At 72.5% G+C, this 21,386-nt stretch carries 17 protein-coding genes and 1 pseudogene; 9 read left to right on the forward strand and 9 right to left on the reverse strand.

Translation table 11 applies throughout. The features are described 5' to 3' along the window. Positions 1 to 187 precede the first annotated feature (187 nt). The 3 genes from ACPXCS_RS30510 to ACPXCS_RS30520 all read left to right on the forward strand — a co-directional run bounded on the left by ACPXCS_RS30510 (position 188) and on the right by ACPXCS_RS30520 (position 2,424). On the forward strand, positions 188 to 844 hold the full coding sequence (locus ACPXCS_RS30510; RefSeq protein WP_425952263.1) for a TetR/AcrR family transcriptional regulator: 657 nt from the start codon (positions 188 to 190) through the stop codon (positions 842 to 844). A 10-nt stretch (positions 845 to 854) separates the two neighbouring features. Continuing rightward, entirely contained in the window at positions 855 to 1,154 is a 300-nt protein-coding gene (locus ACPXCS_RS30515) for a hypothetical protein (RefSeq protein ID WP_425952262.1), read from the forward strand. 106 nt (positions 1,155 to 1,260) lie between these two features. Further along, entirely contained in the window at positions 1,261 to 2,424 is a 1,164-nt protein-coding gene (locus ACPXCS_RS30520; protein WP_425952261.1) for an NlpC/P60 family protein, read from the forward strand. 43 nt (positions 2,425 to 2,467) lie between these two features. Here the strand turns inward: ACPXCS_RS30520 and ACPXCS_RS30525 are convergent, their stop codons facing one another. Genes ACPXCS_RS30525 through ACPXCS_RS30545 form a run of 5 tightly spaced genes read right to left on the reverse strand, consistent with a single transcriptional unit; the run spans position 2,468 to position 8,109 of the window. Beyond that, on the reverse strand, positions 2,468 to 3,730 hold the full coding sequence (locus ACPXCS_RS30525; RefSeq protein WP_425952260.1) for a styrene monooxygenase/indole monooxygenase family protein: 1,263 nt from the start codon (positions 3,728 to 3,730) through the stop codon (positions 2,468 to 2,470). A gap of 12 nt (positions 3,731 to 3,742) precedes the next feature. Next, the gene (locus ACPXCS_RS30530) at positions 3,743 to 4,390 is read right to left on the reverse strand and encodes a GTP-binding protein (RefSeq protein WP_425952259.1); all 648 of its coding nucleotides are present in this window, start codon (positions 4,388 to 4,390) and stop codon (positions 3,743 to 3,745) included. Further along, positions 4,371 to 4,793 (reverse strand): DUF742 domain-containing protein, encoded by a 423-nt coding sequence (locus ACPXCS_RS30535; protein ID WP_383323778.1) that lies wholly within the window; start codon positions 4,791 to 4,793, stop codon positions 4,371 to 4,373. Before ACPXCS_RS30535 ends, ACPXCS_RS30530 begins: the two co-directional genes overlap by 20 nt. After that, the gene (locus ACPXCS_RS30540) at positions 4,790 to 5,314 is read right to left on the reverse strand and encodes a roadblock/LC7 domain-containing protein (RefSeq protein ID WP_425952258.1); all 525 of its coding nucleotides are present in this window, start codon (positions 5,312 to 5,314) and stop codon (positions 4,790 to 4,792) included. The genes ACPXCS_RS30535 and ACPXCS_RS30540 overlap by 4 nt, the downstream gene beginning before the upstream one ends. After that, positions 5,311 to 8,109, reverse strand: a complete 2,799-nt coding sequence (locus ACPXCS_RS30545) for a nitrate- and nitrite sensing domain-containing protein (RefSeq protein WP_425952257.1) — start codon at positions 8,107 to 8,109, stop codon at positions 5,311 to 5,313. Before ACPXCS_RS30545 ends, ACPXCS_RS30540 begins: the two co-directional genes overlap by 4 nt. A gap of 368 nt (positions 8,110 to 8,477) precedes the next feature. Here ACPXCS_RS30545 and ACPXCS_RS30550 point away from each other — a divergent pair, with 368 nt between their 5' ends. Beyond that, positions 8,478 to 9,263, forward strand: coding sequence for a protein phosphatase 2C domain-containing protein (locus tag ACPXCS_RS30550; RefSeq protein WP_425952256.1), 786 nt, complete (start codon positions 8,478 to 8,480; stop codon positions 9,261 to 9,263). Between the two features lie 29 nt (positions 9,264 to 9,292). Here ACPXCS_RS30550 and ACPXCS_RS30555 read toward each other — a convergent pair whose 3' ends face one another. Both ACPXCS_RS30555 and lon read right to left on the reverse strand, forming a co-directional pair. Beyond that, complete coding sequence (locus ACPXCS_RS30555) at positions 9,293 to 9,835, reverse strand: MarR family winged helix-turn-helix transcriptional regulator (protein WP_425952255.1); 543 nt, start codon at positions 9,833 to 9,835, stop codon at positions 9,293 to 9,295. A 168-nt stretch (positions 9,836 to 10,003) separates the two neighbouring features. Continuing rightward, positions 10,004 to 12,418, reverse strand: coding sequence for an endopeptidase La (gene lon, locus ACPXCS_RS30560; protein WP_425952254.1), 2,415 nt, complete (start codon positions 12,416 to 12,418; stop codon positions 10,004 to 10,006). A gap of 173 nt (positions 12,419 to 12,591) precedes the next feature. Between lon and ACPXCS_RS30565 the strand changes: the two genes are divergently transcribed. Further along, on the forward strand, positions 12,592 to 13,263 hold the full coding sequence (locus ACPXCS_RS30565) for a GNAT family N-acetyltransferase (protein ID WP_425952253.1): 672 nt from the start codon (positions 12,592 to 12,594) through the stop codon (positions 13,261 to 13,263). Positions 13,264 to 13,364: 101 nt separating this feature from the next. Here ACPXCS_RS30565 and ACPXCS_RS30570 read toward each other — a convergent pair whose 3' ends face one another. Together ACPXCS_RS30570 and ACPXCS_RS30575 are read right to left on the reverse strand one after the other, a co-directional pair. Further along, entirely contained in the window at positions 13,365 to 13,529 is a 165-nt protein-coding gene (locus ACPXCS_RS30570; RefSeq protein WP_425952252.1) for a hypothetical protein, read from the reverse strand. A gap of 115 nt (positions 13,530 to 13,644) precedes the next feature. Then, positions 13,645 to 14,448: pseudogene (locus ACPXCS_RS30575) on the reverse strand (rhomboid-like protein); the annotation flags it as partial. A gap of 63 nt (positions 14,449 to 14,511) precedes the next feature. Here ACPXCS_RS30575 and ACPXCS_RS30580 point away from each other — a divergent pair. The 4 genes from ACPXCS_RS30580 (at position 14,512) to ACPXCS_RS30595 (ending at position 21,340) form a co-directional block, all read left to right on the forward strand. Continuing rightward, positions 14,512 to 15,189 carry a spermidine synthase gene (locus ACPXCS_RS30580; RefSeq protein WP_425952251.1) on the forward strand — a complete coding sequence of 226 codons (678 nt, stop codon included), beginning with the start codon at positions 14,512 to 14,514 and terminating at the stop codon, positions 15,187 to 15,189. A gap of 135 nt (positions 15,190 to 15,324) precedes the next feature. Beyond that, positions 15,325 to 16,065 (forward strand): response regulator transcription factor, encoded by a 741-nt coding sequence (locus ACPXCS_RS30585; protein WP_309097915.1) that lies wholly within the window; start codon positions 15,325 to 15,327, stop codon positions 16,063 to 16,065. After that, complete coding sequence (locus ACPXCS_RS30590) at positions 16,062 to 17,174, forward strand: HAMP domain-containing sensor histidine kinase (protein WP_425952250.1); 1,113 nt, start codon at positions 16,062 to 16,064, stop codon at positions 17,172 to 17,174. Before ACPXCS_RS30585 ends, ACPXCS_RS30590 begins: the two co-directional genes overlap by 4 nt. A 281-nt stretch (positions 17,175 to 17,455) precedes the next feature. Then, positions 17,456 to 21,340 carry a multifunctional oxoglutarate decarboxylase/oxoglutarate dehydrogenase thiamine pyrophosphate-binding subunit/dihydrolipoyllysine-residue succinyltransferase subunit gene (locus ACPXCS_RS30595; protein WP_425952249.1) on the forward strand — a complete coding sequence of 1,295 codons (3,885 nt, stop codon included), beginning with the start codon at positions 17,456 to 17,458 and terminating at the stop codon, positions 21,338 to 21,340. Positions 21,341 to 21,386 lie beyond the last annotated feature (46 nt).

A 21,386-nucleotide genomic window follows, 5' to 3' on the forward strand; every position in this document is an offset into this window, starting at 1 on the left:
CCCCCCCCCCCCCCCCCCCCCCCCCCCCCCCCCCCCCCCCCCCCCCCCCCCCCCCCCCCCCGACCCACCCCCCACCGTCAGGCGAAGACGCGCACCGGCCCCGCACCCGCACCGAACCGGCCACGCGCGCCACCGCCCCCCACCCACCGCTACGCAGCGCCCCGACCCCCCGATTACGCTGCGGAGCATGACACCAGCCGCCGCCCCCACCCCCGCCTACCGGCGACTCAGCGTCGAGGAGCGCCGCAGTCAGTTGCTCACCGCCGCGTTGGGCCTCTTCGCGCACCGCGCGCCGGAGGAGGTCTCGCTCGACGACGTGGCCGAGGCGGCCGGCGTCTCGCGCCCGCTGGTGTACCGGTACTTCCCCGGCGGCAAGCAGCAGCTCTACGAGGCCGCGCTCCGCTCCGCCGCCGACGAGCTGCAGCACTGCTTCGACGAACCCCGCGAGGGCCCGCTGCTGGCCCGCCTGTCCCGTGCCCTCGACCGCTACCTCGCCTTCGTCGACGAGCACGCCGCCGGTTTCAGCGCCCTCCTCCAGGGCGGCAGCGTCGTCGAGACCTCCCGCACCACCGCCATCGTGGACGGAGTCCGCCGCGTCGCCGCCGAGCACATCCTCAGCCACCTGGGCGTCACCGAGCCCGGCCCCCGCCTGCGCATGACCATCCGCATGTGGATCACCGCCGTCGAGGCCTCGTCGCTCATCTGGCTCGACGAGGACAAGGAGCCTGCCGCGCCGGAGCTCCGCGACTGGCTCGTCGAGCAGTTCGTCGCCATGCTGACGGTGACCGCCCGCCGCGACCCGCAGACGGACGCCCTGGTCCTGGCCCTCGCCGAGGATGTCTGAGACTGGTCCCGTGAAGAGCGAAGACACCCCCTTCGAGGGCGGCCCCATGGACGGCAGGGTGCTGCCCGTCCTGCTCGGCATGACCGGCCACCCGCCCAAGACGTACCGCATTCCCGTCCCGGACCCGGACGGCGGGGCACCCACCGTGCTGGTCTACCGGCGCGTGCCCCGCGGACCGGGCAGAGTCGGCCTGACCAACCGCTGGAAGTACACGTACGACCCCGAGGGCGCCCCGTCGCGCCGCCTCAACTGGCCGTGGTCGAAGCCAGACGCCACGCCGCCCGGCAACCGGGACGACGCGGACGGGTGACGGCGTTGCGCCGAACCGCGCACACTCACCGCGCGCACCCCGCGCACGCGGCACATCCTCACGGTGTCCGGCGGCACAGGGCCGCCCCCGCACCGGAGGTGACGGCATGTCAGGAACCTTGCTGCGTCTGGTCTGCGTCGCGGCGACGGCCGCCGGCACGGCCCTCGCGCCCGTACCCGCCGCGGCCGTTCCCGAGCCGGACGCGGAACAGCCTTCCGTCGCCCGTCTCCTGACCGACCTTCAGCGTCTGTACCGGCAGGCCGAGCAGGCCACCGAGGCCTACAACGCCACCGAGGAGAAGTTGCGCAAGCAGCGCGCCGAGACCGACCGGCTGGAGCGCGCCCTCGCCCGTGCCCGGCTCTCCCTGCACGACAGCCGGGGCGCGGCCGGCCGCCTGGCCCGGCAGCAGTACCAGAGCAGCACCGGCATCTCCCCCTACGTCCGCCTGCTGCTGGCCCGCGACCCGGAGCGCGCGGTGGACCAGGGCCGGGTGATCGGCCGGATCGCCCGGGAGCGGGCCGGCACCGTCGGCCGGCTGACCGGCAGCGAGCGCAAGGCCCGGGACCTCGCCCGCAAGGCCCGCCAGGCCCTCGACGAGCAGCTCGCCCTGGCCGAGCGCCGCAAGAAGGAACGCGACACGGTGCGCGGGCGGCTGCACGACGTCGAGGAGCTCCTCGCCTCCCTCGACGACGACCAGCTCACCGCCGTCGCCGCCCTGGAGAAGGACGGCGTCACGAAGGCGCAGAAGCGGTTCATGGCGTCCGGCGCGCTCGGCGCGGGCGGCAGCGCCAACGCCGTGCGCACCCCGACGGCAGCGGGCGGCCGGGCCGTGCGCTACGCCGTACGGCAGCTCGGCAAGCCCTACGAGTGGGGCGCCGAGGGCCCGGAGTCGTTCGACTGCTCGGGCCTGACCTCCCAGGCCTGGGCGGCGGCGGGCACGCCCGTCCCGCGCACCAGCCAGGAGCAGTGGAAGCGGCTGCGCCGGATCCCGCTGGACGAACTGCGCCCCGGCGACCTGGTCGTGTACTTCGAGGAGGCCACGCACGTGGCGCTGTACCTCGGCGACGGCCGGGTCGTCCAGGCGCCCCGACCGGGCGCGAAGGTGAAGGTGTCACCGATCGCGGCCAACCCCGTCCTGGGCGCCGTGCGCCCCGACCCCGAGGGGAAGCCCCTGCGGCGCTACGAGCCGCCGGAGCTCCCCGAGGGCGCGACGGACGGGTCGGACGAGGGCTACGAGGGCTACGAGGGGCACACGGGCGACGAGGACTAGGGCACAACCCCTCGCAGGGCAGGCCCGCCCCGCAGGACGAGACCTAGGCGGCGCCCGCGCCCGACGCCTCGACCAGGTACGCCTGCGCCTTCTCCGGCTCGTAGAAGAAGTTCTCGAAGTCGGCCGGGTTGTCGAAGCCGTTGGCGAAGCGGTCGGCGACCGGCTGGATCTCGCCGGCGGCGCCGATGAGGTTCAGGATGTGCTCGGGCGGCGGCGCGAGCATCGCGTTGGTCCACTTGGTGACGTGCTGGGCGGTGGCCCAGTAGCGGTCGAAGGTGGCCCGCATCCACTCCTCGTCGAACGGCTTGTCGCCGTGCTCGACGATCGAGGCGAGGTAGGCGGCGGCGCACTTGGACGCCGAGTTGGAGCCCTGCCCGGTGATCGGGTCGTTCGCGACGACGACGTCCGCCACGCCCAGCACGAGCCCGCCGCCGGGCAGCCGGCCGATCGGGTTGCGGACGGTGGGGGCGTAGCGCCCGGCCAGCGTGCCGCCGGCGTCGGTGAGTTCGACCTTGGTGGCCCGCGCGTACTCCCAGGGGACGTACCGCTCCATGAGTTCCAGGGTCAGGGAGAGGTGCTCCGCGGGGTCCTTGACGCCTGCGAAGACGTCGAGCGGACCGCCGGGTATGCCCTCCCAGAAGAGGATGTCGGCCCGGCCGGAGGTGGTCAGGCACGGCATGACGAACAGTTCGCCGACGCCCGGCACCAGGTTGCAGCGCACCGCGTCGGTGTCCGGGTGCTCGGGGCGCGGGCCGAGGCCGTGGACGTACGCCACGGCCAGCGCGCGCTGCGGCTCGCTGTACGGGGAGCGCTCGGCGTCGCGGCCGAACATCTGGACCAGTTCGCCCTTGCCGGCGGCGACCAGCACCAGGTCGTACGTGCGGGAGAAGTAGTCGAGGTCGCCGACGGCCGCGCCGTGGATGACGAGCTGGCCGCCGCGCTGGGCGAAGGTCTCCATCCAGCCGGCCATCTTCACGCGCTGGTCGATCGACTGCGCGAACCCGTCGAGGCGGCCGAGCCAGTCGATGGCCCGGGCGGCGGGGCCCTCGGCCCAGGAGCCGGGGGCGGCGACCGAGACGCCGAGTCCTTCGATCTTCGGGGCCTGGGACTCCCAGAAGTTCAGCTGGAGGTCGCGCTCGTGCTGCAGGGCCGTGTGGAACATGCACTGCGTCGACATGACCCGGCCGGTGCGGATCTCGTCCGCCGTCCGGTTCGACATCAGGGTGACCTCGTACCCCTGCGACTGGAGGCCGAGGGCGATCTGGAGACCGGACTGGCCGGCTCCGACGACGAGTATCTTCCGCATGCGGGCTGTCCTCTACTCGGGGGTTTCGTCCAGCGCGTGGCCGACGAGGGCCAGGAGGGTCTCGATCACGGAGATCCGGCGACGCGCGTCCATGATCATGACAGGTATGTGTTGCGGGATGGTCAAGGCCTCCCGCACGTCCTCCGGCTCGAACAGCTCGGCGCCGTCGAAGTGGTTGACCGCGACCACGTACGGCAGCCCGGAGCTCTCGAAGTAGTCCAGGACCGGGAAGCAGTCCTTCAGCCGCCGGGTGTCGGCCAGCACCACGGCGCCGATCGCGCCGCGCACGATGTCGTCCCACATGAACCAGAAGCGCTGCTGGCCCGGCGTGCCGAACAGGTAGAGCACCAGGTCGTCGTCGAGCGTGATGCGCCCGAAGTCCATGGCGACCGTGGTGGAGGTCTTGCCCGGGGTGGCGGTGAGGTCGTCGGTGGCCTCGCTCGCCTCGGTCATCAGCGCCTCGGTCTGCAGCGGCGTGATCTCCGAGGCGGAGGTGACGAGCGTGGTCTTGCCCACGCCGAAGCCGCCCGCCACCACGATCTTCGTGGCTATGGGGGCACGGGTGCGGTCCGTCTCCCAGGCGTGCATGCTCGCGTCGCGCTGGGCGAGCGGGGAGGAAGCAGCGACGCCGTGAGCGGCGTCAGAGACGACGGAGTCCACTCAGCACCCTTTCCAGCAGAGCGCGGTCGGGGCGGCCCGTGCCGTGGCCGGTCCCCGTGCCGTACACACGGATCTTTCCCTGGTCCGCGAGGTCGCTGAGGAGCACGCGGACCACGCCGAGCGGCATCTTCAGCAGCGCGGCGATCTCGGCCACCGTACGCATCCGGCGGCACAGTTCGACGATGGCCCGCAGCTCCGGCATCACGCGGCTGGAGAGGTTGCCGTTCGTCAGTTCCTTGCGCTCCTCCGGGGCGTCCAGCGCGGCCGTGCTGGCCACGAACGTCTCCACGAGGAGGACGTGGCCGAACCGGGTCCGGCCGCCGGTGAGCGAGTAGGGGCGGACCCGGGCGGGTTTGCGGTCCCCGCCGCGGACCGGGAGATGCTGCTTGGGCGTACTGCTCATCGGGCGCTCCCCGTCGTCTGGGACTCCTCCAGGGATTTGCGGAGCTCGCTGCGGAGTTCGGGCGTCAGGACGTGGCCGGCCCGGCCGACGAACAGGGCCATGTGGTACGCCACCACGCTCATGTCGCAGTCCGCGGAGCCGTGCACGCCGAGCAGCGAGCCGTCGCTGATCGACATCACGAACAGGCTGCCCTCCTCCATGGCGATCATGGTGTGCTTGACCCCGCCGTAGTCCATCAGCTTGGCGGCGCCGATGGTGAGGCTGCCGATGCCGGAGACGATGGTGGCGAGGTCGGCGGCGGAGCCGCGGGGGCCGGTGGGCCGGCTCCCGGTGCCCTGCAGGGCCTCCCGGGCCTCCTTGTTGCGGTCTGCGTCGGAGGACAGCAGGAGCAGTCCGTCGGAGGAGACGACGGCGACCGAGAGGATCCCGGGCACCTCCTCGACGAGGTTGGTCAGCAGCCAGTGCAGGTTGCGGGCCTCACTGCTCAGTCCGATCAGTCCGAAGGTACTGGGCGCGGTCAACTGCTTGCCTCCTCGACTGTGCCCCCCGTGGCTTCTTCGGAATCAGCTGGTCCAGATGTGCCGGTGGCCGGCCGTCGGTGCGAGGCCGTCTGCTCGGCGATCTCCGCCTCCACCTCGCGGTAGCCGGCCTGGGCCCCCTTGCGGAAGCCGCCGAGGCGGCGGCGCAGGGCTTCGGCGTCGACGGAGCCGCTGCGCTGGCGCGGGGCGGTGGCCGTGGCGGTGATCTTGGGCGTGCGCTTGGGCAGGCCCTTGTCGGTGACGCGTTCGTGTTCGGCGTCGGCCTCCGAACCGGCCCCGTCGTGCTCGCTCTCGCCCGCACCCCCCGTGCGGTTCGCGTGAGCGTGCGGGGCCGGCTCGTGCGGGGTGGTCCCGCCGTCGTCGGCCGCGCTGTCGTGCCGGGTCGGTTCCTGCTCGTCCTGCGGTATCGGGGCCAGCAGCTCCATGGTGGTCTCGGCGGGGGTCTCGGCCGGTGCCGTCGCCCCCTCCTGCGCTGCGGCGTCGGCCTCGTCCGGTTCCGGGTGCTCCGCCGCGGTCGCGCCGCGGCCGGCCTCCTCCCGCCGTACGGCCTTCTCGGCCAGGGCCACCAGCGGGTCCCCGCCGCCCGCGCGGGCGTGCAGGACGTTGGAGTTGGCCTCGGCGTCGGCGCCGGGCAGGGAGAAGGAGGGGGCGGTGGTGGACAGCGGCCCGGAGGCCGGGACGGCCGCGGCCGGGGCCGCCGCCAGCAGGGTCCTCGGCAGGACGACGACCGCCGCGACCCCGCCCTGCTTCTGCTCGCGCAGCTGGACGCGCACGCCGTGGCGCTGCGCGAGGCGGGCGACGACGTACAGGCCGAGACCGAGCCCGTCCTCGCCCTCCTGGTCGTAGGGCGCCTCCGGGTCGAAGTCCGACAGTCGGGTGTTCAGGCGCTCCAGCCGGTCCTCGGTCATGCCGATGCCCTCGTCCTGGACGGAGAGCATGACCTCGCCGTTCTCCAGCAGCCAGCCGGAGATCTCCACGGGCAGGTCGGGCGGGGAGAACGAGGTGGCGTTCTCCATGAGTTCGGCCAGCAGGTGCGAGAGGTCGTCGGCGGCGAACCCGGCGATGTGCGCGTGCGGCGGCAGCGCGGCGATGCGGACCCGCTCGTACCGCTCGATCTCGCTGACCGCGGCGCGCACGACGTCCACCAGCGGCACGGGGCCTGCGGCGTGCTGCACGTGCTCGGTGCCGGCGAGGACCAGGAGGTTCTCGCTGTGCCGGCGCATGACGGTCGCGAAGTGGTCGAGCTTGAAGAGCGTGGCGAGCCGGTCCGGGTCCTGCTCGCGCTCCTCCAGGTTCTCGATGACGGCGAGTTGCCGCTCGACCAGGCCCAGGGTGCGCAGCGCCAGGTTGACGAAGGTGCCGCCGATGGCCGTGCGCAGCCGCTCCAGCTGGGCGGCGGACTCGGCGAGCTGGCCGCGCAGTTCCTCACGGGCGTCGGCCATCTTCTGGCGCTGGCCCACGAGGTGCTTGCGGTCGGACTCCAGCGTGGCGATCCGCTCGGTGAGGGCGGCGGCGTGCGCGTGCAGGGCGTTGACGGAACGGACGACCTGGGCGAACTCGTCGTTGCGGCCGGTGAACTTCACCGGTTCCTCGGCCGCCGGGTCCTCGGCCTCGGCCAGGCGCCTGGATCCCAGGCGCAGGACGGCGAGGGGGCGGGTGAGGCTGCGGGCCATGCCCGTGGCGACACCGACGGCGAGCAGCATCAGGGCGCCGAGGATCGCGATGCGGATCTCCAGCGCGGTGACGTCGTCGTCGCGCAGCGCCTCCAGGTCCTTGGTGCGGCGGTCGTAGAGGGCGGACTCGACGCCGCGCATCAGGTCGACCCGGGCGGACAGGGCCGCGTCCAGCCGCTTGGTGCCGGTGGTCAGCTCGCTGCCGGAGAGCGCCGGCTGGTCGGTGAGGGTGGCGAGGTACTTCTCGGCGGAGTTGACCTCGGTGCCGGTGACCGTGTTGTCGAACGAGGCGCGGGCGGCCTTGGGGGCGGTGGCGCGGAAGTCGGCCAGGGCCGCGTCGGAGCGCAGCCGGGCCTGCTGGGCGGCGGCGCTCAGGGCGTCGCGCTGCCGGGCGTCGGCGCCGGAGGACGTGGCGGTCTCCGTCGGCAGGCCGGTGACGGGGTCGATGACCGTCTCGGTGCCGCGCGGCACGTTGAGGGCGGCGAGCAGCAGGCCCCGGGCGGCGGCGGCCTGCTGGACGGCGGAGTCGAGCTCGGCCAGCGCGTGGCCGCCGGCTCCGGCGCGGGGCGGCGTCCGCTGCGCCAGCTGCTCGGCGAGCCGGTGGAGTTCGGTGATGGCGCCGGAGTACGCCTGGTGCGCTTCGAGGGCGCTGCTCTTGCCGGTGAGTGCCGCTCGCCGCACGGCCGCGATGCCGTCGAGGCCGGAGCGGAGCGCGGCGGGTGTGTCGGTGTCGGCCCGCAGCTCCTCGACCTGCCGGTCCACGCGCTCGCTGTGCTGCTCGGAGGGCGCCTTGGACTTGGGCCGGCCGGCCGCGATGTAGGCGGTGACGTCGTCGCGCTCGTCCGCGAGGGAGTGCGCGAGGGCGAGGGCGTCCTGCGTCTGCTCCGCGAGCGTCACCAGCTCCTGGGAGTCGTGGAGTTCCGCGGAGGCGGCCAGCACCGACGGGGTGCCGGCCCCGGCGATGGCCGCGGCCACGACGGCCACGGCGACGATCAGCCGGTTGCGGACGTGTGTGGGGCGGCCCTTGCCGGTGGGGGGCGTCGGCTCAGCGCCCTGAACGGGGGCCGTCTGCTTGCCTGTGCGACGAGGCCGCGTCTTCTGCACCGGTGCTCGCATTCCTGACTCGTGAACCCTTGGGCCCGGATGACGCTCCGTCAACTGGTGCGTACTCCCGGTACACTTCCCGACCCTCCCAGCGCCGGTGGGCAGCGCACGCGCATCACCTGACCCGCCACCCGAAGGAGTGAACCTCGGAGGGGAGTTGAGGGGCAAGTTCCACCGGCTCTTGCAGGAGGCTTGCACGGCAGGCCGGTTGGACGCCGGGACCGGGCGGTGGCAGTATTCGCCACCGCGTCTTTCCGGACCACATCATTCCCTCCCAAACCAGGCGGCTGACCTGCGCGGGTGCGCCGCTGCGGCGACCAATGCCAGCCTTTCGCGGACCTTGTGAAGGGCTCGTGCAGACTGGCTGGATGCGTACTGAACTCGCCTCGGAGCCGGGAGACGCCGACCGCCCCAACGAGGACTTCGCCGGTGTCGGCCTCCCGGCCTCAGGACAGGGCGGTTCGCTCGTCGTCCTGGACGGGGTCACACCGCCGAGGACGGGGACGGGCTGTCTGCATTCCGTCCCCTGGTTCACCGCCCGCCTCGGTGGCGCGCTGACCGAACTGACCGTTTCACTCCCGGATGTGCCCCTGGTCGACGCCTTGTCCCGCGCCATCGCGCGTACCGCCGAGGCACACGCTTCAACCTGTGACCTTTCTCACCCGCGAACTCCCCAGGCCACGGTGGTCGTGGCCCGCTGGAACCCGGACGCGGTGGAGTACCTGGTGCTGTCGGACTCGGCGCTGCTGCTGGAGTCCCCGGACGGCGCGGTCACGCCCGTCCTGGACGACCGGCTGGCCCTGCTTCCCCGCGCCGCCCTGGCCACGGACGTCCTGGTGGACACGAACCTGCGCAACCGGGAGGGCGGCTTCTTCACGGCCGCGGCCGATCCCTCGGTGGCGCGGCGAGCGGTGACGGGGACCCTGCCCCGCCGGGAGGTCGGCGCCCTGGCCGCCCTGACGGACGGCGCGAGTCGCTGGGTGGAGAGGTTCGGGGAGGGCGACTGGACGGACTGCTTCCGCCTGGTGCGCAAGGAGGGTCCGCAGGCCCTGGTGGACCGGGTGCGGACCCTGGAGCGGGCGGCCGCGGCCGGGGTGTCCCCCGGCCGGGGCAAGACGCACGACGACGCGACGGTCGTCTACGTCGAGTTCTGACCCCGGCCGCCCCGGACCGGGACCGGGTGCTACTTCTCCATGCCCCGGTTGAGCTGGTGCAGCAGCCGGGCCAGTTCGGTGACCTCGCGGGTCTCCCAGTCGGCCAGGCGGCCGGCGTACCGGGCGCGGCGGGCCTCGCGGACCCGGCTGACGCGGTCGTGGCCCTCCTGGGTGAGGGCCACCAGCCAGGCGCGGCCGTCGGCGGGGTCGGGCTCGCGGGCGACCAGGCCGAGCTCCTCCAGGGCGCGCAGCTGGCGGGACATCGTCGCCTTGCCGACGCCGATGTACGCGGCGAGCTCGGTGGCCCGCTGCTTGCCGCACTCGTCCAGCCGGACGAGCAGCCCGTAGGCGGACGACTCCAGGTCCGGGTGGACCTCGCGGGCCATCTCGCCCTGGCTGGCCCGGGCCCGCCGCAGCAGGACGGTCAGTTCCCGCTCCAGTGCGAGGAAGGCGGGCCGGTCGACGCCCGTTCCGGCCACACCGCCCGGGGCCGTACCGCTTCCGGCCGCAGCGGCGTCTGCGGACTCACCGGGTCCGGCCCGGTGTCCGTCGTCGTTGCCGTCCTCGTGCACGTCAGTCCCTGCCTAGGTCGTCGCTACTGAGCTGGTCCGCCGGCAGCCACCGGCGCCGCAGTCCGGAAAGTATTCCCAGGTCAGGGCGTTCGTGTCCACAGGGCTCCCCCACGGTGAAGGCCCGGGCCCCCATGGGGGAACCCGGGCCTTCCCTGCCGGCCGCGTCCGTCACGCCGCGACCGGAACCTCCGGCGCCGCGCCGTTCGTCGCGGGCGCGAGCGCCAGTTCCAGGACCTGGCGGACATCGGTGACGGCGTGGACGTCGAGCTTGTCCAGCACCTCCGCCGGGACGTCGTCCAGGTCGGGCTCGTTGCGCTTGGGGATGATCACCGTGGTGACACCCGCCCGGTGCGCGGCGAGCAGCTTCTGCTTCACACCGCCGATGGGCAGGACCCGCCCGGTCAGCGAGACCTCACCGGTCATCGCCACGTCCGTGCGGACCAGGCGTCCGGACAGCAGGGACGCCAGGGCCGTGGTCATCGTGATGCCGGCGCTCGGGCCGTCCTTCGGGACCGCGCCCGCCGGGAAGTGGATGTGCACGCCCCGGTCCTTCAGGTCGCCCACCGGCAGTTCGAGCTCGGCGCCGTGGGAGCGCAGGAAGCTCAGCGCGATCTGCGCGGACTCCTTCATCACGTCGCCCAGCTGACCGGTCAGGGTCAGTCCGGCCGCGCCCGTCTCCGGGTCGGCCAGGGACGCCTCCACGTAGAGCACGTCACCGCCCGCCCCGGTCACGGCGAGCCCGGTGGCCACGCCCGGCACGGCGGTGCGGCGCTCGGCCGGGTCCTGGGCGGACTCCGGCACGTGGTGCGGCCGGCCGATCAGGTCCCGCAGGTGGCTCTCGGTGACGGTGAAGGGCAGTTCCCGCTCGCCCAGTTCGTGCTGGGCCGCGATCTTGCGCAGCAGCCGCGCCACGGACCGCTCCAGGGTGCGGACGCCCGCCTCGCGCGTGTACTCGCCGGCCAGCTTGCGCAGCGCGCTCTCGTCGATGGTCACCTCGTCCTGGCCGAGCCCGGCGCGCTCCAGCTGGCGCGGGAGCAGGTGGTCGCGGGCGATGACGACCTTCTCGTCCTCGGTGTAGCCGTCCAGGCGGACGATCTCCATCCGGTCCGCCAGGGCCTCCGGGATCGCCTCCAGGACGTTGGCGGTGGCGAGGAAGACGACGTCCGACAGGTCGAGTTCGACCTCCAGGTAGTGGTCGCGGAAGGTGTGGTTCTGCGCCGGGTCGAGCACTTCGAGCAGGGCGGCGGCCGGGTCGCCCCGGAAGTCCGAGCCCACCTTGTCGATCTCGTCGAGGAGCACGACCGGGTTCATCGACCCGGCCTCCTTGACGGCGCGGACGATCCGGCCGGGCAGCGCGCCGACGTAGGTGCGCCGGTGGCCGCGGATCTCGGCCTCGTCGCGGACGCCGCCGAGGGCGACGCGGACGAACTTCCGGCCCATGGCGTGGGCGACGGACTCGCCCAGGCTGGTCTTGCCGACGCCGGGCGGGCCGACGAGCGCGAGCACGGCACCGCCGCGCCGCCCGCCGACGACCCCGAGTCCCCGGTCGTTGCGCCGCTTGCGCACCGCCAGGTACTCGGTGATGCGCTCCTTGACGTCCTCCAGGCCGGAGTGCTCGGCGTCCAGGACCGCCTTGGCGCCCTGGATGTCGTAGGCGTCCTCGGTGCGCTCGTTCCACGGCATCTCCAGGACCGTGTCGAGCCAGGTGCGGATCCACGAGCCCTCGGGCGACTGGTCGGAGGACCGCTCCAGCTTGTCGACCTCCTTGAGGGCGGCCTCGCGGACCTTCTCGGGCAGGTCGGCGGCCTCCACGCGGGCGCGGTAGTCGTCGGACTCCTCGCCCTCCTGCTCGCCGTTCAGCTCGCGCAGCTCCTTGCGGACCGCTTCGAGCTGACGCCGCAGCAGGAACTCGCGCTGCTGCTTGTCGACGCCCTCCTGGACGTCCTTGGCGATGGTCTCGGCCACGTCCTGCTCGGCGAGGTGGTCGCGCAGCTGCTGCGTGGCGAGCTTGAGCCGGGCCACCGGGTCGGTGGTCTCCAGCAGTTCGACCTTCTGGTCGGTGGTCAGGAACGGCGAGTAGCCGGAGTTGTCGGCGAGCGCCGAGACGTCGTCGATGGCCTGGACCCGGTCGACGACCTGCCAGGCGCCGCGCTTGCGCAGCCATGCGGTGGCGAGGGCCTTGTACTCCTTGACCAGTTCGGCGACCTGGCCGGGCAGCGGCTCCGGCACGGTGTCGTCGACGCTGGTGCCCTCGACCCACAGGGCCGCGCCGGGTCCCGTGGTCCCCGCACCGATCCTCACCCGCCGTCGGCCGCGGATCAGCGCGCCCGGGTCGCCGTCGGCCAGCCGGCCGACCTGCTCGACGGTGCCGAGGACACCGGTGTTCGCGTACGTCCCGTCGATGCGTGGCACCAGGAGTACCCGGGGCTTTCCGGGTGTTGTCCGAGCGGCGGCCTGGGCGGCCTCCACCGCGGCACGGACCTCGGAGTCGCTCAGGTCCAGCGGGACCACCATCCCGGGCAGCACGACCTCGTCGTCGAGCGGCAGCACGGGCAGGGTGAGCGGTGTGGACGTCGAAGCCATGATCTCCCCTTCGGCAGTCAAGTTGAGCTATGCCGACTCAATGCTTGGGGGCGGCCGGTTGTTCCCCGACACGTGTTCGCTGTCAGCGATCACCGCTGCCGCGACGGGAAGGGGGCCGCATAAGGTCACCCCCGTAATAGGCGACGGCGCATTTCGTGGATTACAGGAGCGGCGTGGACGAGACCGTGCGGGCATGGGTGGACGGGTGGGTCGTGTCACGCGGGGCGGCGCCGCCCGTGGCCGAGCCGTGGGGCTGGACGATCGACGTGGGGCTGTACGGGCACGGCACCCGGCACGTGTTCGGCACCACGGGTGAGGGCCTCGACGAGACGACCGTCCGCAAGGTGGCCGGCGCGGTGACCGGCGACGGCGTGTGGCTGAAGGCCTTCCGGGACCCGGCGGTGGTCGCCGGCTGGCTGGGCGACGACTGGTGGATCGACCCCGAACCCGGCTGCCTCATGACGATCCCGCTGGCGGCGCAGCAGCCTCCGGACGTCCCGGCCGGCCATCGGCTGCGCACCTGGGAGCGGGGTGGGGTGACGCGCGTGATGCTGGCCGCCCCGGACGGATCCCTGGCCGCACGCGGGCAGATCACCCCGACCGGCGACACCGCCGTCGCCGACCGGATCGAGACCGCCCCGGAACACCGCCGCAAGGGACTGGGCAGCTTCGTCATGCGGACCCTGCAGAGCGCGGCGGCCCGGCAGGGAGCACGGACCGGCGTCCTGGCCGGCACGCCCGCGGGGCGCGGCCTGTACGAGGCACTGGGCTGGGAGATGAGGGCCTGGCTGACCAGCGCCCGGCACGACCCGTCGGGGTCGGCGCGGGCCGGGCGGCCCGCCTGAAGCCACCCGCAGGGCGGCCCGCCTCAGGCCACCGGCCGGGGCGGCCCGCCATCGGCCCCGGCCCTGGCAGCCCCGCCCTCGGCCCCGGCCTGCCCCCTCCCTCAGTTCCCGCCCGGCACCGTACGGGCGAGGTGCCACCGCCGCACCAGCGGCCAGGCCGCGACGCCGACGGCCAGGGCGATCGGATGGCCCCAGTCGGTCAGCGGGTCGGCGAAGGCGAGCAGGTCCCGCAGGAGCATTCCGCCGAAGGCGGCCGGCAGGGTCACGCGCGGCCAGGGCGGGAGCAGACCGGCCAGGGCGGGAGCAGACCGGCCAGGGCGGGAGCAGACCGGCCAGGGCGCCGGTGGCGGCGGCGACGCCGGAGCTGACGCCGTAGTCGAGGCGGTGCAGGGAGGAGCCGGGCAGGTGCCCGGCCGGCACCGCGAGGCCCACCGGGACCTCGGTCGCCAGGGTCGCGAGGACGTGCCCGAGCAGGAACACCCCGGCCGTGCGCAGCCCTCTGATCCGCGGTTCCAGGGCGGTCAGCACCAGCACGCACCCGGCCGCGAACGGCGAGGCCATCCCGCCCGCGACCCACAGCGCGCTGCCGACCAGCACCAGTTCCGGCGTGCGCACCAGGTGTGCCACGTCCGTGCTGGAGCCCTGGAGCAGGGCGTGCACCACGCCGGGCTGCGCGTACGCGCCGATCAGCGAGGTGAGGCAGAGCAGGGCCGTGTACGCGAAGGTGAACGGCGTACCCGTGGGGGTGGGCAGCAGCGGCCAGGGACGCGGCACCCGGTGACGCCGGGACGCCGGCGCGGGGCCGGACTCCTGCGACCCGGGCCCCCGGTGCCGAGCACGCCGCGCTGCCTCGGCACACCGTCGAGCGACGGCACGCGGCCGGCGACGCCGCGCTGCCCGGCCACGGCCAGCGACGGCACGCGGTCCGGCGACGGCGCGCTGCCCGGCCACGGCCCACCGGCCGGCGTGTCCGGCACCTCGGCCGGGGGCTGCTCGGGCGCAGGGGCCCTGGGCGGACCTGGCACATTCCCCCGGAACGGCCCCGGCACGGGCGGGCGCGTCCCGCCGCAGGGCGCGGTGCGTTCCACAGGAGGCGCTCCTTCCGTCGGGGCCCAGCCTTCGCCCGTCCCCGCCCCGTTGTCCGTGACGGGCGCCACGCCCGGGCCGTGCGCGGCAACCCGCCACCGCCCACGGCGCCTGCCCGAAAATCCCGCGCCCACGACCGCCCGGACCTGCCAGGATGAGCCGATGCGCACCTCATACGACACGCCTGACGTCCTGGACCGGCGCGACGGCCCGCACGGCGAGGTCGTGCTGCGGCGGCACGGTGACCGGCTGGAGATCATCGCCAACGGCTGTTTCCTGATGGACACCTCCGACGGCCGCTCGGAGCGGCGGCTGGTCGACGCGGCCCTGGACGCCCTGCCCGGCCGGGATCACCCCGACGTGCTGATCGGCGGACTCGGCGTCGGCTTCTCCCTCGCACACGCCGCGTCGGACCCGCGCTGGGGAGGGATCACGGTGGTGGAACGCGAGCACGCGATCGTCGCCTGGCACCGCGACGGCCCGCTCTCCGCGATCTCCGCCGAGGCCCTCGCCGACCCCCGCACGAGAATCGTCGAAGCCGATCTCGTCGCATACGTCAATGAGACATCCGACACGTATGACGCCCTGTGCCTCGACATCGACAACGGCCCCGACTGGACCGTGACGGAGGGCAACGCACACCTTTACGGTGAAGCCGGACTGGCGGGCTGCGCACGGGTGTTGAGACCCGGCGGGGTCCTCGCCGTCTGGTCCGCCCAGCCGTCTCCGGAATTCGAGGGAACCTTGCGGAATGCCGGGTTCCAACAGGTGCGTACCGAAGAGATCCCCGTTGCCCGGGGCGTTCCCGACGTCGTGCACCTCGGCGTCCGCCCTGGATAGCAAAGGCGTGCTGCCTGCCCGTACGCTGCTCCCCTGACGCCGATCATTCAAGCGTCAATCGCAACGATGCGCAGGCATAGCCAGTCAGAAGGAATCACCCCACTGATTCCGGAAAGCACACCCCAGGGGCGGGCGATGGAGCAGACACAGACCTCCCACAACGGTTCGGCGACGGCTACCCCAGGCGCACAGCGCCGGGTTCTCGTCGTCGAGGACGACGCCACGATCGTCGACGCCATCGCGACCCGCCTGCGAGCCGAGGGATTCCTCGTGCAAACCGCGGGTGACGGTCCGGCCGCCGTCGACACCGCCGAGGCCTGGCAGCCGGACCTGCTGATCCTCGACATCATGCTGCCGGGCTTCGACGGTCTGGAGGTCTGCCGGCGCGTGCAGGCCGCCCGCCCGGTGCCGGTGCTGATGCTCACCGCGCGGGACGACGAGACCGACATGCTGGTCGGTCTCGGCGTCGGCGCCGACGACTACATGACCAAGCCGTTCTCGATGCGGGAGCTGGCGGCGCGCGTGCACGTGCTGCTGCGCCGCGTGGAGCGGGCCGCGCTGGCCGCCGCGACGCCGCGCAGCGGCATCCTGCGCCTGGGTGAGCTGGAGATCGACCACGCGCAGCGCCGGGTGCGGGTGCGCAGCGAGGACGTCCACCTCACGCCCACCGAGTTCGACCTGCTGGTGTGCCTGGCGAACACGCCCCGCGCGGTGCTGTCGCGCGAGCAGCTGCTCGCCGAGGTCTGGGACTGGGCGGACGCCTCCGGCACCCGCACGGTCGACAGCCACATCAAGGCGCTGCGCCGGAAGATCGGCGCCGAGCGGATCCGCACCGTGCACGGCGTGGGGTACGCCCTGGAGACCCCGACGCCATGAGCGGCGGGCCGGCGGCACGCAGAGGCCCCGGGGAGCCGGAACCCTGGGGGAAGGTGCGCCCGTTCTCGATCAAGACCAAGCTGGGCGCGCTGGTCGTCATCTCGGTGCTGATCACCACGGGCCTGTCGGTGATCGCGGTGCACACCAAGACGGAGCTGCGCTTCATCACGGTCTTCTCGATGATCGCCACGCTGCTCATCACGCAGTTCGTGGCCCATTCGCTCACCGCGCCGCTGGACGAGATGACGGCCGTGGCGCGTTCCATCTCACAGGGCGACTACACCCGCCGCACGCGGGAGAACCGCCGCGACGAGCTGGGCGACCTGGCCGTGACGATCAACGCCATGGCCGACGAGCTGGAGGCCCAGGACCGCCAGCGCAAGGAGCTGGTGGCGAACGTCTCGCACGAGCTGCGCACCCCCATCGCCGGGCTGCGCGCGGTGCTGGAGAACATCGTCGACGGCGTCACCCAGGCCGACCCGGAGACGATGCGCACGGCGCTGAAGCAGACCGAGCGCCTCGGCCGGCTGGTGGAGACGCTGCTGGACCTGTCCCGCCTGGACAACGGCGTCGTCCCTCTGAAGAAGCGGCGGTTCGAGGTGTGGCCGTATCTGTCGGGCGTGCTGAAGGAGGCCAACATGGTCGCCTCCGTACGCGCCGGCATCGCCACCGGCTCGGGCAGTCACACCCGCACGGACGTGCATCTGCACCTGGACGTGCACCCACCGGAGTTGACGGCGCACGCCGACCCCGAGCGCATCCACCAGGTCGTGGCGAACCTCATCGACAACGCGGTCAAGCACAGCCCGCCGCACGGCCGGGTGACGGTCAAGGCGCGGCGCGGCGCCCTGCCGGAGTCGCTGGAGCTGGAGGTCCTGGACGAGGGCCCCGGCATTCCGAAGTCCGAGTGGCACCGCGTCTTCGAGCGGTTCAACCGCGGCAGCGCCAAACGGCCGCAGGGGCCGGGCAGCGACGGCGGCACGGGCCTGGGTCTGGCGATCGCCCGCTGGGCGGTGGATCTGCACGGCGGTCGGATCGGAGTGGCTGAATCCGAGCGGGGTTGCCGGATTCTTGTCACTCTTCCGGGACTTCCATCTGTGCCAAGTTGACGTAAAGTTCGAAGCGGAGCCACAAGATCCACCGGCATCCGCACTGACGGACACGTGTGATCAGGCACAGGCCCGCGCCACTGGCGCGTCAGGCCCTGCTCCGCCCTTCCCTCCTTAAGCGGAACCACGCTTGTTTCCCGCCATTTCAAGCGCCGAAACACACTTCAAGATGTGACTTGCGCGACGTTGAACGGGCCCGGCCTGACCTTCCCGCCCGGGGAGGCGTAGCCTTGATTCCCGCTGTCCATCATCTTGTGAAGCGGAAGAGGGCGGTTGCCGCCGTGTCGCCACAGTCCCCCAGTAACTCGAGCATCTCGACCGACACCGACCAAGCGGGCAAGAACCCCGCCGCGTCGTTCGGTGCCAACGAGTGGCTCGTCGACGAGATCTATCAGCAGTACCTCCAGGACCCGAATTCGGTAGACCGAGCCTGGTGGGACTTCTTCGCCGACTACAAGCCGGGCGCCGCGGGCGCCCCGGCCCCGTCGGGTACCGCGGCCACGGGGGCCGCGGGGACCACCACCGCTCAGCCCGCCGCTCCGGCCCAGCCCGCCGCTCCGGCCCAGGCCTCCGCGCCGGCGGCCGAGAAGCCCGCCGCCGAGAAGCCCGCCGCCGCGCAGGCTCCGGCGCAGGCCCCGGCTCCGGCTCCGGCTCCGGCTCCGGCACAGGCGAAGCCCGCCGCGCAGGCCTCGGCCCAGGCCGCCGCTCCCGCGAAGGCCGCCCCGGCCCCCGCGAAGCCGGCCGCCGCCAAGCAGGCCGCTCCCGCGAAGAAGGCCGAGCCCGCCGGCGAGGCCCCCTCGGGTCCGGAGCAGGTCGTGCTGCGCGGTCCGGCCGCCGCGGTCGCGAAGAACATGGACGCCTCCCTGGAGCTGCCCACGGCCACGTCCGTGCGCGCGGTCCCGGTGAAGCTGCTGTTCGACAACCGCATCGTCATCAACAACCACCTCAAGCGGGCGCGCGGCGGGAAGATCTCCTTCACGCACCTCATCGGCTACGCCATGGTCCAGGCGATCAAGGCCATGCCGGCGATGAACTACTCGTTCGCGAAGGTGGACGGCAAGCCGACCCTGGTCAAGCCGGACCACGTCAACCTCGGTCTCGCCATCGACCTGGTCAAGCCGAACGGCGACCGCCAGCTCGTCGTCGCGGCGATCAAGAAGGCCGAGACGCTGAACTTCTTCGAGTTCTGGCAGGCCTACGAGGACATCGTCCGCCGCGCCCGCGACGGCAAGCTGACGATGGACGACTTCACCGGCGTCACGGTCTCCCTGACCAACCCCGGCGGCCTCGGCACGGTCCACTCGGTGCCGCGTCTGATGCCCGGCCAGTCCGTGATCATGGGCGTCGGCGCCATGGACTACCCGGCGGAGTTCCAGGGCACCTCCCAGGACACCCTGAACAAGCTCGGCATCTCGAAGGTCATGACGCTCACGTCGACCTACGACCACCGGGTGATCCAGGGCGCCGCCTCCGGCGAGTTCCTCCGCCAGGTGGCGAACCTGCTGCTCGGCGAGAACGGCTTCTACGACGACATCTTCGAGGCCCTGCGCATCCCCTACGAGCCGGTCCGCTGGCTCAAGGACATCGACGCCAGCCACGACGACGACGTCACCAAGGCCGCCCGCGTCTTCGAGCTGATCCACTCCTACCGGGTCCGCGGCCACGTCATGGCCGACACCGACCCGCTGGAGTACCAGCAGCGCAAGCACCCCGACCTGGACATCACCGAGCACGGGCTCACGCTGTGGGACCTGGAGCGCGAGTTCGCCGTCGGCGGCTTCGCCGGCAAGTCGATGATGAAGCTGCGCGACATCCTCGGCGTCCTGCGCGACTCGTACTGCCGCACCACCGGCATCGAGTTCATGCACATCCAGGACCCCAAGCAGCGCAAGTGGATCCAGGACCGCGTGGAGCGCCCGCACTCCAAGCCGGAGCGCGAGGAGCAGCTGCGCATCCTGCGCCGGCTGAACGCGGCCGAGGCCTTCGAGACGTTCCTGCAGACGAAGTACGTCGGCCAGAAGCGCTTCTCCCTGGAGGGCGGCGAGTCCGTCATCCCGCTGCTGGACGCGGTGCTGGACTCGGCCGCCGAGTCCCGTCTGGACGAGGTCGTCATCGGCATGGCCCACCGCGGCCGCCTGAACGTCCTCGCCAACATCGTCGGCAAGTCGTACGCCCAGATCTTCCGCGAGTTCGAGGGCAACCTCGACCCGAAGTCGATGCACGGCTCCGGTGACGTGAAGTACCACCTGGGCGCCGAGGGCACCTTCACGGGCCTGGACGGCGAGCAGATCAAGGTCTCCCTGGTCGCGAACCCCTCGCACCTCGAAGCCGTCGACCCGGTCCTGGAGGGCGTCTCCCGCGCCAAGCAGGACATCATCGGCAAGGGCGGCACGGACTTCACGGTCCTGCCCGTCGCGATCCACGGCGACGCGGCCTTCGCGGGCCAGGGCGTGGTGGCCGAGACCCTGAACATGTCGCAGCTGCGCGGCTACCGCACCGGCGGCACGGTCCACATCGTCATCAACAACCAGGTCGGCTTCACCGCGGCCCCCGAGTCCTCGCGTTCCTCCATGTACGCGACGGACGTGGCCCGCATGATCGAGGCCCCGATCTTCCACGTGAACGGCGACGACCCCGAGGCCGTCGTCCGTGTCGCCCGGCTGGCCTTCGAGTTCCGCCAGGCGTTCAACAAGGACGTGGTGATCGACCTCATCTGCTACCGCCGCCGCGGTCACAACGAGTCGGACAACCCGGCCTTCACCCAGCCGCTGATGTACGACCTGATCGACAAGAAGCGCTCGGTGCGCAAGCTGTACACCGAGTCCCTGATCGGTCGCGGCGACATCACCCTGGAAGAGGCCGAGCAGGCGCTGCAGGACTACCAGGGCCAGCTGGAGAAGGTCTTCACGGAGGTCCGCGAGGCCACGTCCCAGCCGGCCTCGGTGGAGCCCACCGACCCGCAGGCCGAGTTCCCGGTCGCCGTGAACACCGCGGTGACCACGGAGGTCGTCAAGCGGATCGCCGAGTCGCAGGTCAACATCCCCGACCACGTCACCGTCCACCCGCGTCTGCTGCCCCAGCTGCAGCGCCGCGCGGCGATGGTCGAGGACGGCACCATCGACTGGGGCATGGGCGAGACCCTCGCGATCGGCTCCCTGCTGCTGGAGGGCGTCCCGGTCCGCCTGGCGGGCCAGGACTCGCAGCGCGGTACGTTCGGCCAGCGCCACGCGGTCATCATCGACCGCAGCACCGGCGAGGAGTACACGCCGCTGCAGTACCTCTCCGAGGACCAGGCGCGGCTCAACGTCTACAACTCCCTGCTCTCCGAGTACGCGGCGATGGGCTTCGAGTACGGCTACTCGCTGGCCCGTCCCGAGGCGCTCGTGATGTGGGAGGCGCAGTTCGGCGACTTCGTCAACGGCGCCCAGACGGTCGTGGACGAGTTCATCTCGTCGGCCGAGCAGAAGTGGGCCCAGACCTCCGGCGTCGTGCTGCTCCTGCCGCACGGCTACGAGGGCCAGGGCCCGGACCACTCCTCGGCCCGTCCGGAGCGCTTCCTCCAGATGTGCGCCCAGAACAACATGACGGTCGCCATGCCGACGTCGCCGTCGAACTACTTCCACCTCCTGCGGTGGCAGGTGCACAACCCGCACCACAAGCCGCTGGTGGTCTTCACGCCGAAGTCGATGCTGCGTCTGAAGGCCGCGGCGGCGAAGGCGGAGGAGTTCACGACCGGGCAGTTCCAGCCGGTCATCGGCGACGCGTCGGTCGACCCGGCCGCGGTCAAGAAGGTCGTCTTCTGCGCCGGCAAGGTCTACTACGACCTGGAGGCCGAGCGTCAGAAGCGCGGTGTGACGGACACGGCGATCATCCGCATCGAGCGGCTGTACCCGCTGGCGGGTACCGAGCTCCAGGCGGAGATCAAGAAGTACCCGAACGCCGAGAAGTACCTGTGGGCCCAGGAGGAGCCGGCGAACCAGGGTGCCTGGCCGTTCATCGCGCTCAACCTGATCGACCACCTGGACCTGGCGGTCGGCGCGGAGGTCCCGCACGGCGAGCGCCTGCGCCGCATCTCGCGCCCGCACAGCTCGTCCCCGGCGGTCGGTTCCGCGAAGCGGCACCAGGCCGAGCAGGAGCAGTTGGTGCGTGAGGTGTTCGAGGCGTAGTCCTCGCGTCCCTTCGCACGTCACCGGGCCGCATCCCCATCAGGGG

Source organism: Streptomyces sp. DT190 (assembly GCF_049846985.1).
GTDB lineage: Bacteria > Actinomycetota > Actinomycetes > Streptomycetales > Streptomycetaceae > Streptomyces.

Bases quoted from the DNA above. Each gene is read 5' to 3' on its own strand.
- ACPXCS_RS30510 (WP_425952263.1), top strand. From the start codon at position 188: ATGACACCAGCCGCCGCCCCCACCCCCGCCTACCGGCGACTCAGCGTC.
- ACPXCS_RS30520 (WP_425952261.1), top strand. From the start codon at position 1,261: ATGTCAGGAACCTTGCTGCGTCTGGTCTGCGTCGCGGCGACGGCCGCC.
- ACPXCS_RS30525 (WP_425952260.1), bottom strand. From the start codon at position 3,730: ATGCGGAAGATACTCGTCGTCGGAGCCGGCCAGTCCGGTCTCCAGATC.
- ACPXCS_RS30535 (WP_383323778.1), bottom strand. From the start codon at position 4,793: ATGAGCAGTACGCCCAAGCAGCATCTCCCGGTCCGCGGCGGGGACCGC.
- ACPXCS_RS30550 (WP_425952256.1), top strand. From the start codon at position 8,478: ATGCGTACTGAACTCGCCTCGGAGCCGGGAGACGCCGACCGCCCCAAC.
- lon (WP_425952254.1), bottom strand. From the start codon at position 12,418: ATGGCTTCGACGTCCACACCGCTCACCCTGCCCGTGCTGCCGCTCGAC.
- ACPXCS_RS30580 (WP_425952251.1), top strand. From the start codon at position 14,512: ATGCGCACCTCATACGACACGCCTGACGTCCTGGACCGGCGCGACGGC.
- ACPXCS_RS30585 (WP_309097915.1), top strand. From the start codon at position 15,325: ATGGAGCAGACACAGACCTCCCACAACGGTTCGGCGACGGCTACCCCA.
- ACPXCS_RS30590 (WP_425952250.1), top strand. From the start codon at position 16,062: ATGAGCGGCGGGCCGGCGGCACGCAGAGGCCCCGGGGAGCCGGAACCC.